The sequence below is a fragment of the Kitasatospora sp. NBC_01287 genome (genome assembly GCF_026340565.1).
GTDB lineage: Bacteria > Actinomycetota > Actinomycetes > Streptomycetales > Streptomycetaceae > Kitasatospora.
Genome location: NZ_JAPEPB010000001.1, coordinates 7,352,448 through 7,370,897 on the forward strand (window position 1 = coordinate 7,352,448; position 18,450 = coordinate 7,370,897).

General features: G+C 72.0%; 10 protein-coding genes. 5 read left to right on the forward strand and 5 right to left on the reverse strand.

Features of this window, described 5'->3' with window-relative positions:
- Positions 1-180 precede the first annotated feature (180 nt).
- Positions 181-924 (forward strand): MBL fold metallo-hydrolase, encoded by a 744-nt coding sequence (locus OG455_RS32105; protein ID WP_266299769.1) that lies wholly within the window; start codon positions 181-183, stop codon positions 922-924.
- A 72-nt stretch (positions 925-996) separates the two neighbouring features.
- Here OG455_RS32105 and OG455_RS32110 read toward each other — a convergent pair whose 3' ends face one another.
- Positions 997-1,215, reverse strand: coding sequence for a DUF1931 family protein (locus OG455_RS32110; protein WP_266301033.1), 219 nt, complete (start codon positions 1,213-1,215; stop codon positions 997-999).
- Between the two features lie 6 nt (positions 1,216-1,221).
- Complete coding sequence (locus tag OG455_RS32115) at positions 1,222-1,554, reverse strand: hypothetical protein (RefSeq protein WP_266299771.1); 333 nt, start codon at positions 1,552-1,554, stop codon at positions 1,222-1,224.
- Between the two features lie 162 nt (positions 1,555-1,716).
- Between OG455_RS32115 and OG455_RS32120 the strand changes: the two genes are divergently transcribed.
- Positions 1,717-2,634, forward strand: coding sequence for a glutaminase (locus OG455_RS32120; RefSeq protein WP_266299773.1), 918 nt, complete (start codon positions 1,717-1,719; stop codon positions 2,632-2,634).
- 46 nt (positions 2,635-2,680) lie between these two features.
- On the opposite strand, the gene OG455_RS32125 is transcribed toward OG455_RS32120, so the two are convergent.
- Positions 2,681-3,013, reverse strand: coding sequence for an EthD domain-containing protein (locus OG455_RS32125; protein ID WP_266299775.1), 333 nt, complete (start codon positions 3,011-3,013; stop codon positions 2,681-2,683).
- A gap of 408 nt (positions 3,014-3,421) precedes the next feature.
- Between OG455_RS32125 and OG455_RS32130 the strand changes: the two genes are divergently transcribed.
- Together OG455_RS32130 and OG455_RS32135 are read left to right on the forward strand one after the other, a co-directional pair.
- On the forward strand, positions 3,422-10,657 hold the full coding sequence (locus OG455_RS32130) for a LamG domain-containing protein (protein ID WP_266299777.1): 7,236 nt from the start codon (positions 3,422-3,424) through the stop codon (positions 10,655-10,657).
- Between the two features lie 696 nt (positions 10,658-11,353).
- Positions 11,354-11,497 carry a hypothetical protein gene (locus OG455_RS32135; RefSeq protein ID WP_266299779.1) on the forward strand — a complete coding sequence of 48 codons (144 nt, stop codon included), beginning with the start codon at positions 11,354-11,356 and terminating at the stop codon, positions 11,495-11,497.
- 829 nt (positions 11,498-12,326) lie between these two features.
- On the opposite strand, the gene OG455_RS32140 is transcribed toward OG455_RS32135, so the two are convergent.
- A complete protein-coding gene (locus OG455_RS32140; RefSeq protein ID WP_266299781.1) occupies positions 12,327-16,829 on the reverse strand; it encodes a tetratricopeptide repeat protein in 4,503 nt (1,500 codons plus the stop codon).
- A gap of 3 nt (positions 16,830-16,832) precedes the next feature.
- A complete protein-coding gene (locus OG455_RS32145; protein WP_266299783.1) occupies positions 16,833-17,162 on the reverse strand; it encodes a CU044_2847 family protein in 330 nt (109 codons plus the stop codon).
- Positions 17,163-17,293: 131 nt separating this feature from the next.
- On the opposite strand from OG455_RS32145, the gene OG455_RS32150 reads away from it, so the two are divergent.
- Positions 17,294-18,334, forward strand: coding sequence for a hypothetical protein (locus OG455_RS32150; protein ID WP_266299785.1), 1,041 nt, complete (start codon positions 17,294-17,296; stop codon positions 18,332-18,334).
- Positions 18,335-18,450: the final 116 nt, after the last annotated feature.

Consider the following 18,450-nt stretch of genomic DNA (forward strand, 5'->3'; position numbering starts at 1 on the left):
TCCAGTCTGTCGATGAGGTCGTCGCGGCGGGGAAGTCGCCGTGGCGGGTCGGCGCGCCCCGATCACAGGCGCGGCCACCGGGACTCCTCGGCGCCCAGCCGCGAGGCGGACCGGTCCGCCTCGCGGACCGGTCCGTCCTTCGGCCGGGCGCCCATCCCGCACCCGTCAAGGAGCCCCTCCATGTCACCGACCAAGGTCATTGCCATACCGGTGCTCGGCCGGCACGTCGCCAACGCCTATCTCCTGCTCGGCAAGCGACCGGTCATCGTCGACGCCGGAACGCCCGGCAGCGGCCGACTGATCCACGACCAGGTCGCCGCCCACGGCGTGGACCCCAAGGACGTCAGCCTGATCGTCGTCACCCACGGCCGCGTCGACCACTTCGGCTCCGCCGCCGAACTCAGCCGACTCACCGGCGCACCCATCGCCGGCCACATCGCCGACCTGGGCACCTATCGAGCAGGTCGGGTGAGCGAGCCGTACCTGCCCATCGGGCTGTTCGGGCACCTCTTCGCCCGCACCTCCCGGGTGCGCGAGACCACCGAACCGTTCGACCCCACCGTGCTCATCCGCGGCGAGACGCACCCGGCGGACTTCGGCGTCCAGGCCCGCATCATGCCCACCCCGGGCCACACCCCCGGCTCCGTCTCCGTCCTGACCGACGACGGCGACCTGGTGGCCGGAGACCTCGTCGCCACCCCGCTCCTGGGCCTCGTCAAGGGGCGACCCGCCAACCCGCCCTTCCACGACGACCGCCTCGGCAACCTCGCCAGCCTGCGCGAGACGCTGGCCCTCCGTCCCACGAAGATCCACGTCGGACACGGCGCACCCCTCGACCCGGATCGGGTGGGCCGCTGGGCGGCCGTAGAGCAGCGACGACTCGACCGCCTCGTGGCCCGGGGACGCCTGCACGCTCACTGTTGAGGAGTCGGTCGCTCCGCCACCTGATCGACCCCGGCCGAACCGGCGGAACTGCCGGCCCGGTGGATGCCCCGCTCAGATCAGCAGGTCGAAGAGTTCGAAGGCCTCGTCCCACTGGTCCGTGGAGGGGCGGCGGGTGTCGCGGGCGATGGTTTTGAGGGCGCGGGCGAGGGCGAGGGCGACGCTGAGGCCGCCGGCCAGGTCGGGTAGCCGCTGCTGGGTGTCCTCGGCGGCCTCCATGCCGAGGGCGGGGCGGGCCGCGAGCTGGTCGAGCGGGTCTGTACAGGCGTACAGACCCGGTCACTGGGGACGTGGGCGGGCGGCTTCGTGTAGGAGGGCTGCCGCGTGGAGCAGGTCCCGGGCCCGGGTGGAGCCGAGGCAACGGGCGGTGCTGACCTGCCAGGTTCCCGTGCTGTCGGGCAGGGCGGTGCCGAGCAGGGTGGGGTGGGTGATGTCCGTGACGTCGATGATGGTGACCGCTGTGGCCGTGTCCGGCACGGTCACCTGGTAGGTGCGGCCCATGCACTTCATGACGGTTCCGTGGAGTGCCGCGATGTCCCCCTGCGGGGTGCTCTCCTGTTCCGACGACCGCGGGGAGGAAGCGTTGTGGGTCTGGGTGAGGTGATCCACCATCCGACGTCCGTCACTTTCCGGTCATGCGATGTACCCGAATGTCACGATAGCCGGAAATCGGACCTCGCCTCTCCGCTGCGGGCGCTCTTCCCCCCGCGAGCGCCCCGGCGCATGCTGATGCCGGGCCGGACAACGGCGTCCTGCCCGCGGAGGGGGACCGGCATGGACTACGAGAACCTGTTCGAACGCATCAACGAGGCAGTCCATCCCGTCCTGGCCGAGGGAACCGTCGCCCAGTACATTCCGGCCCTCGCCGCCGTCGACCCCTACCGGTTCGGCCTCGCGATCGCGGACACCGCGACCCGCAAGCCGCCACGCGGCACTGGGGACTGGCAGGTCCCGTTCTCCATCCAGTCCATCTCCAAGGTGTTCACCCTCGCTCTGGTCCTGGCCGCGGATGGCGACTCGCTGTGGACCCGGGTGGGGAAGGAGCCCTCCGGGTCGCCCTTCAACTCCCTCGCCCAGCTGGAGCGGGAGAACGCGATCCCCCGCAACCCGTTCGTCAACGCCGGCGCGCTGGTGATCACCGACCGGCTGCTCACCCTCACCGGGGACTCCCGGGGCACCCTGCGCGAGTTCCTCCGCACCGAGAGCGGCAACCCCCGCATCGACTTCGACGCCCAGGTCGCCTGGAGCGAGAGCCAGCACGGACACCGCAACGCCGCGCTCGGCCACCTGCTGGCCGACCACGGCCGGCTCGACAACCCCGTCCCGGACGTCCTCGACCACTACTTCTGGCAGTGCGCCCTCACCATGAGCTGCCGGGACCTCGCCGTGGCCGGCGGATTCCTGGCCCGGCACGGCTTACGGGCCGACGGCACCAGGCTGCTCACCCGCAGCGAGGCCAAGCGCGTCAACGCCGTCATGCTGATCGGCGGCACCTACGACGCCGCGGGCGAGTTCGCCCACCGCGTCGGCCTGCCCGCCAAGAGCGGCATCGGCGGCGGCATCCTGGCCGTCATCCCGGGTCGCGGAACGCTCTGCGCCTGGGGGCCGGCCCTCGACCGCCACGGCAACTCGATCGCGGGCATCACCGCGCTCGACACCCTCACCACCCACACCGGCTGGTCCATCTTCTGACCGGCGGCGCACGGACCCGGCCGGGGCCGCCGGGTGCCGTCCGGTTTCACACGAAGGTGACGGTCTCGTCGACGCGTGCCGAGTGGATGCCGACGGAGGTCTCGCGCATGTACTGCTCGCGCAAGTCGTGGGCCTTCTTGTACGCGTCGGTCGAGGGTGCCTCGGCCATGGCCTCCTGCGACTCGAAGCTGATCTGCGCGATGGCGTCGATGGGGTCCTCCGCACCGTCGGAGGCGAGGTCGGTGAGGGGGTACTGGACGTAGGCGCGGGTCTGTGGGAGCGCCTCGTAGGTCGGTCCGTATTCGTGCTTCCTGAAGCGGCGGAAGTCCTCGGTGGAGACCTCGGGCTTCTTGCGGATGACGGTGAGCAGAGTGATCACGGACGATCCTGCGGCCGGGATCTGGACCGTGGGTCGGCATCAGGACAGAACGTCAGTGCCGGGTAGAGGAGTGACTGGTTCCGGTGTTCGACTGCGGCGAGGTGGGTGGGCGTGCCAGGGTACTGGCAGCGCTGAGGCATCGTCAGGGTGCTTCGTCGTTCGGGTTGTTGTCGTCCCTGCTGTCATTCCCCGGGGCCTGCCACGTGGGGCGTTGGTCCTGCTCTTCTGTTCGCGATCCGCCGGTGTGGCCGTGGGTGGCACGGGTGGTCCTCAGGTGTGGTGCGGTCGTGGATCCCTGTGTGCCGGTGTCTGCCGGGGCCGGGGGCCGCAGGTCTTGAGCGTCCGCGTCCGGGCGTTCCACAGCGGCCCGCAGCGGTGCGGGCCTGGCGATCGAGGAGAGTCTGCCTGATGCAGGACAAGACCCTGGTGAAGGTCTACCGGGACAAGACGTACGTGTCGACGACGACGGTGCGTCACGGTGGTACGACGGTGGCGTTCGCGATGGACGACCAGCGGCGGATCTACTACAGCGTGTTGGACCTGGAGCAGGCCCAGGGCGTGCGCGGGCCGCTGGACGTGGCGTACTGGAACGCGGATCCGGGTCTGTTGGCGTTCCCGTCGGAGATCGTGGACCCGGGGGCGCAGGCGCCGGTGGCGATGGTGATGCCGACGGTCAAGAAGGGCAGCGGTGTCGAGACGGCGCCGGAGAAGCTGTTCGCGGGTGAGAGCGATCCGTTCCTGTCGACCACGGCGCGGCTGACCGCGTCAGCGCCGATCCAGGTGGTCTCCGACGGCCGGTACATCCTGGTGTTCCGGCAGTCGATCGGCGCCGATGACCCGAACGCGGTGTTCCAGACGTCGGGGACCGCGCTGTCGGGGGATCCGGCGCGCACCGACTACACGATGACCACGGGGGCGACTCCGGCGAAAGTCGCGCCGGTGGACTCCTCGCTGCTGGTGGACCGGTTCGTGCTGGTGGGCTCGGTCCTCAAGCCGGTGGTGGAGGTGCGCTACCAGCGCAGCCGCAGCAAGTTCGCCCCGGCGGTGGAGGGTACGGACACGCTGGGCACCCGGGACATGGACGGGAAGCTGTTCTACGAGCCCACGAGCAAGCTCTCGTTCGTGCAGCGGGTCCAGGACGGTGGGTTCGCGGTGATGCTGCTGCCGACCGCGGTGGACGGTGTCTCGCGCTGGCAGTTGTTCGTTCGCAACACGCTCAAGGGCCAGATCGACTCGTTCAGCTGCGAGCAGGGCAAGGACGGGCTGTTCAACATCGCGGGTACCCAGCTGTACACGAGCCCGGATCCGAGGTTCGCGTCCTCGGTGCTGGAGCGTGAGCCGGGGATCGACCCGAACACCAGGCTTCCGCTGGTCCCGGTGCCGGCCACGACCGACCGGGCGGGCACCGCGCTGCGGTTCTCGGCCGGGCCGCCGTGCGTGCTGAAGCTGGTGAACTACGGTATGGCGGCGGGGCCGGACGGGTTCACGTTCGAGGCGTGGGTGCGGCCCACGGCGCCGTCCGGGACGATCGCGGCCACCTATGACGAGAGCCGCGCGGACGGCTTCCACCTGGGGGTGGACGCTTCGCGCAGGCTGTCGATCGGCCAGGGCAGTACCGGGTGGAGCGTGACCGGCTCGCAGGCGCTGGCGATGGGCGCGTACGCGCATGTGGCGGCGGTGTTCGACCGGTCGACGGTCACGCTGTTCGTCAACGGCGTGAGCGTGGGCAGCGGCGCGGTGCCGGTGGCGGTGGGCCCGGCCTGTGTGGAGTATCTGGGCAGTCGTACGGTGGCGGGGCAGGCCGTCGAGCAGTTCGTCGGGGACATCGACGAGGTGCGGCTGTGGAACCGGGCCCGCACGGCGGCGGACTTCGCCGACCGGGGCCGGCGCCTGGTGGGCATAGAACCGGGCCTGGTGACCTATTTCCGGTTCGACGAGGGCACCGGCGGCCTGACCACGAACCAGTGCGACGGTGCTTCGCCCGCGATGCTGATCGGTCCGAAGTGGGTGGCTTCCGACGCGCCGGTCGGCGACGGCCCGGGCCTGTCGCGGGACGTGTTCACCTTCGGGACCCGCCAGGCGGTCGGGCCGCTGGCCGCGACGCTCTACTTCCAGCAGGAGCCGGTGCCCACCGGCTACGGGGCCGCCCCCACGCAGGAGAAGCGGCAGGCAAGGGTACTGCTGGCCTGCGCGACGACGGGCCCTGCGCCCACCGGCGGGACGGCGGATCGCCGGTATGTGGCCACGGTGGACTTCGCGCTCGGGCGTGACGGGCGCCTGGCCATGGCTCCCTACCTGGTACCGCTGGGCGAGGTCGGCAAGCCCGCACCCACCCAGGACCTGGACGCGGTGACCGCCGCGCAGAACCGGGTGACGGCGGCGCAGACCCAGCTGGCGACCGACCAGGCGCAGGCCGACCTGTTGCAGCCCACCTTGAACTACATCGCGGACATCGCCCGCTTCGGCTTCCGCGACCAGCAGCGCGCCCAGTTGGAGAGCACCGTGCCGACGCTGCGGCTGGCCGCCTTCCGGCTCGGTTTCGACCAGGCGCAGCTGACCGCGGCGCAGGCGGCACTGGCGACGCTGACCGGCGGGATGCAGGGCGGCTCGGAGGTGGTGCTGGCCATGCCCAAGGTCTCCACCGACCGCGAGGGCCTGAGCGTGTACGCGTCGCTGCTGACGTTCGCGTGGACCACGGACGCGCCGTCGCTGCTGGAGAGTTCGACCGGTGACGTGGTGCTGTACTTCCGGGGCGGGAACGGGCAGTTCTTCTCGGCCTACTACGCCGCCGACGTCTCGCGGGCGACGCGGACGATCGCGGTGGGCACCGGTCAGCTGACGCTGCTGGCGCGCGACAGCGCCGCGACACTGGCCGACTTCGCGCTGAGCGTCGCCGACGGCGCCACCGCCGACCTGTGCCAGGTCACGGTCACCGCTGGTACGGTCACCGAGACGTTCCCCGGCGTCCCGCGCCAGGCCACCGCCTTCGCGCAGGTGCTGAACGGGGTCCGCCCGCCGGGCACCGTCCTGGGCACCGTCGGCTCGGCCCAGGGCCAGATCATCGAACTGGCCGCCGCGCTGACCCAACCCCTGGCCGCGGGCGCGGCGATCTCCGTGGGCGGCCAGGTCCGCACGGTGGCCGCGGCGGTGTCGGCCGGAGCCAACAAGATCACCGTCACGGCGAACGGCGACCTGAGCGGCACGGTCGGCCAGCAGTTGCGGACCGCGCTGTACGACTACGCGACCGCGACCAGCACCATGGTGGGCGCGGTGCTGGACCGGGGCTCGCAGATCGTGGGCGTGAACCTCCTCAACCCGAGCGCGCCGGTGCCCAACGGAGCCGCCGCCGACGGGGCGGGCCCGCTGGTGCCGCGCTGGCACGGCAACTCTCCGGGGCGCGCGCTGTCCTTCGACGGCAAGGCCCAGTACCTCACCCTGCCCCAGGCCGCCTGGCCGAAGGTCACCTCGCCGGCCGACCTGACGGTGGAGGCGTGGGTGAACCCGTCCATGACCAGCACCCGGTCCCGGATCTGGCATGCCGCCGTCCCCGGAGCCCCCTACACCCTGGCCCTGGAGCCGGGCGCGCCCACCAGTGCCTTCGCGCTGGACGGGAGCAGCTGGGTGGACTGCGGAACCGGCATCGCCCTGGCCGGGCAGAGCTTCACCATCGAGGTGTGGGCCAGGCGCGGGAACGGCGGCCGACAGGACACGCTGTTCGGACACGGCGGCCCCACGATGACGGATCCGAACCTGTACCTGGGCTTCAATGCGTCGAACCAGATGGTCTTCGGCTGGCCCGGCGACGAGCTGGCGACCGCGTCGCTGGCTGTGGACCAGGGCTGGCACTGCTGGTCGGCCTCCTTCGACACGTCCACCGGGACACGCGCCATCTACTGCGACGGGATCCAGATCGCACAGGGCCGCGCGAACGCCCCGTATCCCGGGACCGGGCACACCATGCTGGGCATCGCCGGCTGGGGCGGGGGCTGGGCCGCGGAGGCCATCGTGGACGAGTACCGGCTGTGGGGCCGGGTCCGCACCCCGGACGAGATCGCGGCGTTCGTGAACCGTCAGCTCAGCGGCCAGGAGCCCGGACTGCTGGGCTACTGGAGCTTCACCGACGCCTCCACCGTGGACCGTTCGGGCAACGGCCACGACGGAATCATGGTCGGCGTTCCCATCCTGACCCAGACCGCGCAGCGCGGCTACTCGCTGGCGGCCGGTGTCGGCAAGCAGTTCTTCCGCAGCCAGCAGGCGTTCCCCGGCGGCGACTGGGCGCATGTGGCGATGGCGTTCCGCCAGGACTGGGCGATGGCCATGGAGGGGGACGGCTACCTGGACGCCGCAGGGCCCGACGGCCTGGACCTGGTCGACGACCTGACCCTGGAGGCGTTCGTCCAGCTCGACACCCTGGGCACCGTCCACGGCCTGATCGGCAAGGGCGCCATCGGCTCGGGCATCGCGGACTCGGCCGTCCCCTACAGCTTCTACGTCGAGTCCGACGGCCAGCTCGCGTTCACCTTCGAGGCCGGCGCCGGGGGCAGGGGCCAGCAGAAGGTCTACCGTTCGGGCACCGGCAGCGTCCTCAAGGCGGGGGTGTTCACCAAGGTCGCGGTCACCCGCAAGGCCGGCGAGGACAAGCTCGGCACCATCAGCATCCGCTTCTACATCAACGGCCAACTCGTGGGCGGCGACCCGCAGAAGTACAACGGCCCCAAGCCGGTGGGCAACGACGCCAACTGCGAGATCGGCCGGTACAAGATCAGCACGTCGGCGCTCGGACTGCGCGGAACCCTCTCCGAGGCGCGGATCTGGAACGTGGCCCGTGACAAGGACCAGATCGGCGCGCCGGTCACCGCCAAGTCCCAGGGCCTGGTGGCCTGGTGGGCGTTCCATGAGAGCGCCGGCGCCACCACCGCCGACGGCTGCGACAGCTACCCCGCCCAGGTTCGCGGCCCTGTTCGGGTGCGCACCCCCGACCCGGCCGGCAACCGTCTCACCTTCTACCACAACGGCAACCCCAGCATCGCCGTCCTGGCCGGCGCCAACGACATGCTCGCCGTCACGGGCACAGCCCAGGTCACCGCGGCCGCGATGACGGATGCCTCCGGCCAGCCCACCGAGGCCCTCACCGGCGCCCTGGACGAACTGCGGATCTGGCGCACCTGCCGCACCCAGGAGCAACTCCTGGACAACATGTTCACCCGCCTGCGCGGCGAGCGCGGCGACCTGATGGCCTACTACCCCTTCGACGCCGCCTCCACCGTCGCCGGCGCCACCGTCACCGACGCCGGGCTGCAGGGCTGTGACCTGACCCCCTCGACCAAGGCCCCGGGCATCGTGCTGTCCACCGCGCCGATCTCCGACGACACCGCCGAGGTCCGCTCCGCGCTGACCGGCACCCTCACCCCCTTCAACTCCCTGATCACCGGAACCCCCAGCGCCTCGGAGTACGCCGATCTGCAGAGCGACGCCCACGGCACGATGATCGGCGTCATGAAGCGGTGCTACACCTCGCTGCGCGGCACCTCCTGGGTGCTGACCACCGGCTTCAAGGTCGGGGACCTGACCACCACCTGGGTCGGCCAGGCGCAGTTCAACCCGCAGCTGGTCGGCTACCTGGAGGGCGCCCCGCCGGTCCCCTCGGAGAACCTGATCGCCGGCACCGCCGACGACTACAGCGAGAAGTCCTCGGTCAGCTTCGTGCAGGCCAACACCGTCGCCAACACGATCTCCTCGGACAACAAGACCAGCGTCGACGCCTCCGCCAAAGCCACCTTCGAGGGCTCGGTGGGCGACGACACCTTCGTCGTCGCCGCCCCGCTCGGCGCGGGCACCGCCAAACCCCTCAGCTCCCTCAAGGCCAGCGTGGGCGCCACCTACGAGATGAAGTACTCCAACAGCTGGAGCAACGACACCCAGGTGAGCCAGGGCGCCACCACCACCCGCACCAGCTCGGTCACCCTGACCGGCCACTGGGAGCCCACCGACCCCGCCGGCCAGCTCAACGCCACCGCCGGCCGGCGCTGGGTGCCGGCCAACACCGGCTTCGCCATCGTGCAGTCCGACACCGCCGACCAGTACGCGCTGCGCCTGGCCCACAGCGGCGCCCTGGTGGCCTACCGGATGGTGCCCAACCCCGACATCCCCCGGGACTGGAACATCATCGCGTTCCCGATCAACCCCCGCTACACCAAGCAGGGCACCCTGGACGGCCTGGTCGGCTTCAGCGCCCAGGGCACCGCAGCGACTCTGCAGCCCTTCGCCGACCCGTCCTTCCCCAACGCCGGCGACGGCGGTTCCTACAGTTACTACCGGCCCCGTGAGGCGTACGCCCTCAAGCGCCGCATCCAGCGCGAGGAGCAGCAACTCCAGGGCTTCTACGAGTCGGTGTCCACCGACACCCAGGCCCCCGACCCGGTGGCAGCCGCCGCCGACCGGGTGCTGAAGGGCATGATGGGCGGCACCGGCAGCACCGGCCTCACCGCGGGCGGGAGCGACCCGGCGGTGGGGCGCGCGGCCAACAAGTCGGCCGCGCGGCGCAACATCGTCAACACCTACGTGTGGACCGCCGCCGGCGGCCTGTTCTCCGAGACCACCGCCACCACCGACCAGGTCACCCAGAGCACCGCGGGGGACTACAGCGTCAGCGGCAGCGCCACCTTCCAGGCCGGCTTCCAGGCCGATGTCGGCCCCATCGGCTTCAAGGCCGGCTTCGAGGCCACGCTGGGCGGCGGCTACAGCGTCACCCGCCGCAGGACCAAGGACGCCACCCGCACCTTCAGCCTGGACGTCGTCGCCCAACCGGGACACAACCTGCAGAAGTACAACGGCACCGACGCCGTCTTCGACGCCAACAACCAGCCCGTCCTGGTCCCCGGACGCGTCGACGCCTACCGGTTCATGTCCTTCTACCTGGACACCTCCACCGACAACTACGAGGACTTCTACGGCAAGGTCATCGACCCCGCCTGGCTGGAGACCAGCAACGACCCGAACGCCAAGGAACTGGCCAAGGCCCGCCAGAGCGACCGCAAGCCCCCCTGCTGGCGCATCCTGCACCGCGTCACCTTCGTCAGCCGCGTCCAGGACACCGCCAGCAGCGCCCCCTCGCTCGGCACCGCCATGGGCGCACTGGGCATCACCAGCGACTACCAGCTGATGAAGCAGCTCGAACCCCACCTGGTCGGCGCCACCAGCAACCTGGCCGACCTCACCACCGCCGCCAAGACCCTCATCGCCACCCAGTTCACCACCCTGACCCCCTACACCGACACCATCACCACCCGCCTCGCCGCCTTCTACGGCATCCCCACCCCGGCGGCCACTGCGGCCCCGGCCCCCGTACCGGCCAGCACACTGACCGCCAATACCGGAACGCCCGCCCGCGGGGCAAGCATCACCTTCCAGTACGCCACCACCGCGGCCACCGCCGGCAGCAAGAACTGGATCGGCATCTACCCCGCTGGGGCCACCCCCGGCACCAGGGAGTCCCTCACCTTCCAGTACGCCCCCAACACCAGCGGCAGCCTGACCTTCCCCACGACCGGCGGCCTCGCCAACCCCGGCAACTACGCCGCCTGGTACCTCCTCAACGACGGCTACACCACCCTGGCCGGCCCGATCCCCTTCACCGTGATCTGACCATCCCGGACACCACCGCGGCACCCGCCTACACAAAGCGGGCGGGTGCCGCTCGCCACTGGACCGGCCGCCCCCTGTCCCAACTGCCCAGCCGCGACCGGACCGTCAGGCCGCCCGCCGGCACAGCTTCGATGAACGGCCCGAGCACCACCACGGCAGGTGCCAGGGCACCGCAGCCGGCGACCCCGGCGCAACCGGCCACACCTCACCCGGCACCTCACCCGGCACCTTGCTCGGGAGCCCCGTCGTGCCCCATCAGTTTCCATCAACAGGGCCAACTCCCATCTCTCGGACCGACATGACGCTCACTCGGGATGATGTTGGACTCCGTGCCGGAGGCTGCCATCCCCGAAGGGACGGCAGCCTCCGCACCATCTCACGGGCCGCCCACGGTGGTGTCGCTGGGTCTGTACCGTCTTCGGCGCCGCCCCGAAATCGGTGGTAGCGCTGCGTAGTGATCACTGGAGGAGGATGCGGTGGTGGAGTAGGGGGAACCCGGCTCGGCCGTGCATCTGCCTCATGATCCGCTTGGTTCGGGTGTTGGCTGTACAGACCCACCTCGATGGCTTCCGTAAGAGCGGGGCAGCGGAGATGGGCAGAGGGTCGACCTCGCGGGTTAAGGTCGGGCCAACCAACGCCTGTTCGTATGCCGCGCAGCTGCAGCAGGGCCCGGTGCGGGTCCTCGGCCACGATCCGATGAGTGAGGAGCCGCGCGAGGTGACGGCGGTGCTGGCCGACCCGCGCGAGGTACTCACGGTCCTCTACGGACACGTCACCTACCGGCCCGTCCAAGCGTTGGCCCTGAACGACGCCGAGGCCGTCCTCGCGCTGCGGCCGTGATCGCGAACGGTGACATCGACGAGTACTGGGCCTTCCACCTCCAACGCGAGTCAGAACGCACCCACGCCACCCGCTACCAGGGCCAACTCGCCCTCGCCGCATGATCCACCACGGAGGTCACCTCAACGGAAACGCACCCGTCGCCCGATCGCAGGCAGCGACGATGAGGCCGAGTGCGAGCCAAGACTAGACACGACGGGGATCCATGACCTGTGGGCCAGCCCTCAGGGGCGGCGGTCGGCTGCCAGGAGCGCGGTGGTGGCGGTGGCTGATGGTGCAGTGCTTCCCGCCGATGCGAGGGTGGTCCGCCGTGCCGCAGTCCGCCCATCAGTGGGTCCGCGTGCTCCCCGCGCGAGCGGGGGTCACCCGTTCGAGCAGCGGGTCGCGGCTCTTGAGACCTTGTCCGCCCCGCGTGAGCGGGGGCAGCTGACCGGCTCGCCGGTCCTGGTCGCCGTCCTCGCCACCGTCGAGGCCGCTGGCCGAGTCGCGTTCTACCGGCAGCTCGGCCTGATCCTGACCTACGATTCGGGAAAGCAAAAAGTGCTGGTTGAGATGAATCTCAACCAGCACTTTCCGGAACCCGTGGGCTCATGGTCGATGGGGAAACCGGCGCACTCCGCTGACCTGCGACTTCACCCAGCCAGCAGATGGTTCGTTCCCGCAACTCTGAAGATCATTTCCCCCGGACCCCCAGCAGGACAGAACAGAACGGGACAGAACGGGACGGGACAGAACGGGACAGTCAACCGTGCCGCCGGTCCCGTCCCCGCCGACCCGGGGCAGGCTGGGCCGCACGGTCGTCTGCCGTCTCGATGAGCGCTGGGTAGTACTACCGCCCGGCACTGCCAGCCGCTTCGGCGCAGGTGCGCCAGTAGGCGGCCTCGGCGGGGTCGGCTTCGGCGTCGGCGAGGTCCGCGAGCAGGAGCAGCACGGCTGTCGGCAGGCCTGTGGCGGGCGTGGGTTCGGCTGTGTCCAGCAGGTCGCCACCGCGGTCGGCGCTGTCACCAGGGGTGGCGGAGTCATCGTGATCGGTACCGTCAGCACGGTCGGTGTCCTCTCCGCTCAGCGTGGCGAGGATCTCCCGGGCTCTTTCCGGGTGGCCCAGCCGCTGGAGTTGGAGCGCGTGGTCGAGGCTGGCGCGGCGCTCGATCTCGGGGTCGCCGCAGTGGCTCGCCGCCTCGAACCAGTTGCCGGCCTCCCCCTGCCGTCCGGGAATGGTGTCCAGGACCTGCGCCAGCAGCAGCAGTGCCCCCGGCCGGTGCCCGCCGTCCAACTCGGCCCGGGCCAGCGGCAGCAGCACCTGTTCCGCCTGCGCGGACTCGCCCAGCCGGAAGAGGGTGCTGCCGAGGTAGCGGCGGACCATCGGTTCGAGCGGCTCCTCCTCCGAGTCGAGCGCCTCGGTCAGCAGCTCCCTCGCCTCGGGGAACTGGTTGAGGGCCCGCCGCGCGACGCCCAGCAGCGCCGCCACCCGGGGTGCGCGCGCCACCTCGGGGATCTCCCGTGCGGCCTGCAGCAGTTCGGCCGCAGCGTGGAGTTCGCCGGCGTCGAACAGGTGCTCGCCGGCCTCGGCGAAGGCCGCCACCTTGTCCTGCGGGTTGGCGGAGCCGGCACCGCCCCCGAGAAGTTCGGCGGCCTCGTCCGCTTTCCCGCCTCGCACCAGCAGCAGGGCGAGGGTGGCCCGGGCGGCCTCGGTCGCCTCCGAGGGTTCGTCCTCGACCACCGCGCGCAGCAGTTCGGCGGCCGGCTGCGGTTCGTCCCGCTCGATCAGCAGTTTGGCCAGATGGAAGCGGGCCAGCTGGAGCGCGGGTCCCCTCGCAGTGTCGACGGCGGTCCTCAGGTGGGCCCGCCCCTCCTCCCAGCGGTCCGTGTACAGCAGCAGGACGCCGAGCAGGGCCGTGGCGGTGCCGGCCGCCACCGGGTGCCCGGAGGCGATCAGCTCGTGCAGCAGCACCTCGGACTCGTCGGACCGCTCCAGGTTGACCAGCAGCATGGCCAGGTCGATCCGGGCGGCCAGGGCCCATTCCGGGTGCCCGTAGCCGATCGCCATGCGGTAGGCGGCCTCTGCCTCCTCCGGCCGTCCCTCGCGCACCAGGAGGTCGCCGAGCAGGTCGGCGGCCCGGGGGGCGAGTTCGGCGTGCGGTGCCCGGGCAACCTCCGCCAGCAGGGCGGCGGCCTCCTCGGCGCCACCGCGCGGCGGCGAGGCCGCGCAGCGGGCGGAACCGGCGCCTGGCGAGGCGTCCTGGGCGGGTTCCTGCTCGGCGAGGACCAGGGCGAGGTTGATCCGGGCGGCCAGGGACCATTCGCGGTGCCCGTACGCGACCGCGGTCCGGTAGGCCTGGACCGCCTCGTCCTGCCGCCCCAGCGCCAGCGCCAGGTTGCCCTTCAGGTGCGCCGCCCACGGCCCGGGATCGACTCGACCCGACGCGGCCACCTCTGCCAGCAGCCGGAGCGCCTCCTCCTGCTCGCCCCGGCCGGCCAGCAGACAGGCGAGCCCGACCTGACCTGTCCGGGCCCAGCGCGAGTGGTCACCCGCCATCGACAGCCGCAGCCAGTGTTCGGCTTCCTCGTGCCTCCCGGCGTTGGCGAACCAGAAGCCGAGCAGGGCCGTCGCCTCGGGCGCCTTCTCCGGGTGTCCCGCCCCGGCGACCTGCTGGACCAGCGCCAGCCCTTCGTCCACCTGGTCGAGGTGGAGCCGGGCTACGCCCAGGTAGAGCCGGGGCCCGTCGACGGCCACCGGTGTGGCGGCGCTGACGGCCTGCTCCAGCAGGTCCGCAGCCGCCTGATGGCGCCCCCGGACGATCATCAGCTCCCCCAGCGAGGCCTGAGCGACCGGGCGGGCCAGCGGGTCGCCGTCCTCGATCACGGACCGCAGCAGTTCCTCGGCCCGGTCGAGTTCGCCCTGGCCGACCAGCAGCCCGACCACGCGAGTGCGAGCGATGGCGGCAATGGAGGAACTCGCTGCCGCGCCGACCACCTCGGACAGCAGCCACGGCTGGTCCGCCGGCTCGCCGCCGCCCGTCGACCGCGGCGCCATGGCCTGCTTGCCGTGCTCCGGTCCGCCCAGGCCGAGCGGGGCGATCACGGGCGCGCCTCCCTGGCCGGCGAGCACCCGGCCGAGCCGCTCGGTGGCGCGCGGGCCCACCTCCGAGACCCCGTACGCCAGTACGGCCGCGAGCAGGCGCTCGGCCTGCTCCACCTCGCCCAGTTGCCACTGCACCCCGGCCAGCCCGGCCTGGGCGATCAGGGCGACGTGCGGGTCCCGTGCGCTGATCGCGGCCTCCAGCAGCTCCCGCGCCGCCGGGTAGTCCCCGCGCGCGGCGAGGAGATCCGCCAGCTCGGCCTTGGCCAGCTCGGCGACGTTCTCCGGTCCCGCTGCCGCTGCCTGGCGCAGCAGCGCCTCGGCCTCGGCGAACTCCCGCCGGTAGATGCGGACCAGGGCGAGCAGCAGGGCGGCGGTGGCGCGCACGTCCTCCTCCTGGCCCTGCTCGACCAGACGGGTCAGCAGGGCGGTGGCGACGTCCTCCTTGTCGCGGGCCCCGGCCACGTAGGCGAGCGTCAGCAGGTCGGCGTCGGAGAGCGTGCGGGCAGCCCGGGCCCAGGCGAAGTCGGGGATCTCCGTCGCGGGTCCGCCGACGGCGTCCAGGTACTCGGCGATGTAGGGAAAGACCGCGTAGCCCGCCCGCCCGGACTCGTGGCCCGCCCGCCCGGACTCGTGGCCCGGCCGCGCGAAGTCGTGGCCCGGCCGTCCGGACTCGTCGGCGGTCCTGCCCAGCAGGGCGATCCCGGCCGGCGCGCGGTCGCGCGCCCAGTCGACGCCCGCGTGGAACGCCGCCTCGCCCGGCTCCACGTCGAGCTCGGCGGCCCATCGCCGGTACTCGTCGAAGAGTTCGCGCAGGGTCGGCTCGTCGAGCAGGGCCAGCGCGCCCATCCGAGCCCAGTCGGCGGCGGCCCTGACCACCAGCCAGCCCTCGGGGCACTGCTCGGTGCCCGCGTCGAAGCGGGACTCCAGGGCCGGCGCGGCGACCAGCATCTCGCCGATGCCGCGCTGCGAGAAGTCCTCCCGCGGGTAGAGCAGCGCGGCCTCCCGGCGCTCCTCCTCGACCAACGTGCGCGGCAGCGTCACCACCGTGGCCCGGCGCAGCACCGCACCGGCGGCGCGGCCGACCTCGTTGTCCAGGGTTCGCAGCTCCTCCCGGTGCCGGTGAGTGAGGGTGGCGACCAGGAGGCAGGGCGGGTCGTGCCGCAGCAGAAGGTCGAGGACGCCGGCGTCCAAGGCCCCGGAGAGCAGGTAGTGGTGCAGGTCGTCGAGCCAGATGACGACCTCTTCGCCGGGCCCGGAGGTCTGCGGCAGGCCGACCCGGACCAGGGCCTCCAGGGCACCCCGGTGGCGCCGGGGGACCACCACCCGGGCTTCGCCGTGGCCACGGCTCAGGCGCTCGTGCAGGGTACGGGACTTGCCGGCCTTGGAGCCGCCGGTGACCAGCACGAAGCCGCCGGCAGCCAGGGCCTCGTCCAGCTCCCGGTCGGCCGAGGGCCGCGCGACATAGGGTTCGTGACCGGCGGCGGTGTACTTGGACTCGCTGACCCCGAGGTCGTGCGGATCGAGCTGGTCCAGCCTGGGCAGCTCCCCGGCGGCGGTGAGCGGCAAGGCCAACAACGTGCGTAGCTGCTCGCGCTGTTCCTGCTCGGTGATGTCGTGGACCAGCGGGCCGAGAGCGGGCCAGAGCCGACCGATCGAGTCCAGGGACTTGGCGAACCCCACGCGGCGGTCGGTCCTGTCCGGCTTCTGCCGCGCGGCGACCATGCCGACCACGCCACGCAGCGTGTTGTCCCACACCGGAGCGCCGGAGAAGCCGGGTTCGGTGGTCCAGCCGGTCGGTGTCGTCGACTCCAGCTGCAGCCAGTCGATCTCGGAGTAGCCGACGATGTCGCCGCGGATGGATACTCCACCCGACTCGTGGCCCTTGGGGAATCCGTAGCAGCGGAAGGTGTGGTCGAACAGGTCGGCGTCGGTGCGGCACAGCGGTGCCGGGCCGGCTCCGGGCGGCGCAGGGCGACTCAGCTCCAGCAGCGCGACGTCGCCCGCCCAGCCCTGCCGCGGGTGCCAGCCGCCGGGGACCACCCACGCGGGGATCTGCTCGTGCTCGGCCAGGAACGGGAAGTGGACGTGCAGCGGCCCGGTCGGGGGCTCGGCGGGGTTCGCCGGGTCGACCACATGGGCGCAGGTGAGTACGAGTCGGTCCGTGACCAGCGTCCCGCACCCCTCCGGCGCCGGCGCGCCTGCGGGCCGGATGCCGACCAGCCAGGGCGGACGGGCCGGATCGATCGCCACGACTCAGTCCTCCGTCGCCGGCCCGGCGGTTCGCCAGCTGAGCGTCACGTCGAAGTGTCCCTCGGCGGCGGTCTTGGCGATGACCACCCCCGCCTCGGCGTTGAGCTTGATGCCGAAGGAGACCTCGATCTGTTCGGGCTTCAGGTGCCGCAGTGAGCTCAGCACGGATTCGATGGTCGGACGGCTGGCGGCGAGCGCCTCGTCGAGCTGGTGCGCCGCCTCGGCGATGCCCTCGTTCGTGCGGGAGACCAGCTCGATCCCCGGGGAGTCCTCCTCCACCTCCACCACCAGGGAACTGCCCTGCGGGCCCCGGAAGCGCAGCAACTCGGTCACAGATCCCCCTGGTTGACGTGTCCGGCCGATCGGCCACCGCCAGGATATCCGGGCCCGGGCGCCGGCTGAGACCTTTGCGTCGATAGCATGACACCCGACTGGGACAGGGTCGGTCCGGCCTCGGGGGTGGCGTGGAGGAGTTCAGGCGGGAGATCCAGGACGCCCTGGAGGGTGCCGGCCCCGAGGGTGCTGGTCCCGGGGGTGCCGGTCCCGAGGGCGCGATGGCCGCGCCGCGGGCCCTGCGGGCGGCATTGAGCCGGGTCTGCACCGAGCTGCGCACCCTGGACCCGGGCCCCGGCGGGTCGACGGCCCTGGCGGTGGTCTATGAACTGGACGACGCGTTGAGCGCGGCCGCGACGCTTGCGGACGCAGTGCCCGGGCTGCTCGATGCCGCCCGCGCCGGCGCCTCCCTGCGGGGCGGTGTCGCGGAGTTGACGGGCCGTCTGGCCCGGGCCGCGGACCTGCTCGCGGCGGAGCGCGCCGACTTGACCAACCTGCTCGACCGTCAGGAGGAGCTGCGCCGACGCCTGGCCGACCACGCCGAACTGCGCCGCCAGGTCGACGAGCTTCGCCGGCTGGAGCGGATCGTCGGGGCCCTGGACGGGCTCGGCGAGCAGCAGGCGGCCATCAGCGCGCGGCTGCTGCACCTTCGCGGCAAGGACGCGGGCGTCGAGGACGCCCTGCGGATCAGCGCCGAGCGGCTGCTGCAGCTGTCCGAGGAGCAACTGGCGGTCCTCGCGCCGCAGACCCGGCAGGCGCTGGCTCGTGCCGAGCGCACCGAGGCCGCGCTCGCCGCGGAGCAGCGGACGTTCGACAGCGCACAGCAGCGGCTGGCCCTGGCCGAGCAGCAGCTTGCCGACCTGCGGGGCTTGCGCGACGGGCGGCTCGCCGCGCTGCGCCTGCACGCGCAGACCGACGCGGAACTGGCCAGGGCACTGGCCGGCAGCTCCTCATCACCTGATCCGACCGGGACTGCCGATCCGACCGGGACTGCCGATAGGACCGGGACTGCCGGTGCGTCCGAGCGGTCCGCCCTGGCCGAGGCCGAAGCGCTGGCCACCTTGGTGGAGACCAGGCTCCGCGAGGTGGACGCCCGGCTGCGCCAGGCCCTGGACCGGCGCGACCTGCGGGGCGCCGAGGAGCACGCGGCACTGTCCTGGACAGTCGACTGACGCTGCCACGCGACACAGGCCCCGACACAGGCCGTGACACAGGCCGTGACACAGGCCGTGACACAGGCCGTGACACAGGCCGTGACACAGGCCGTGACACAGGCCGTGACGGAGGC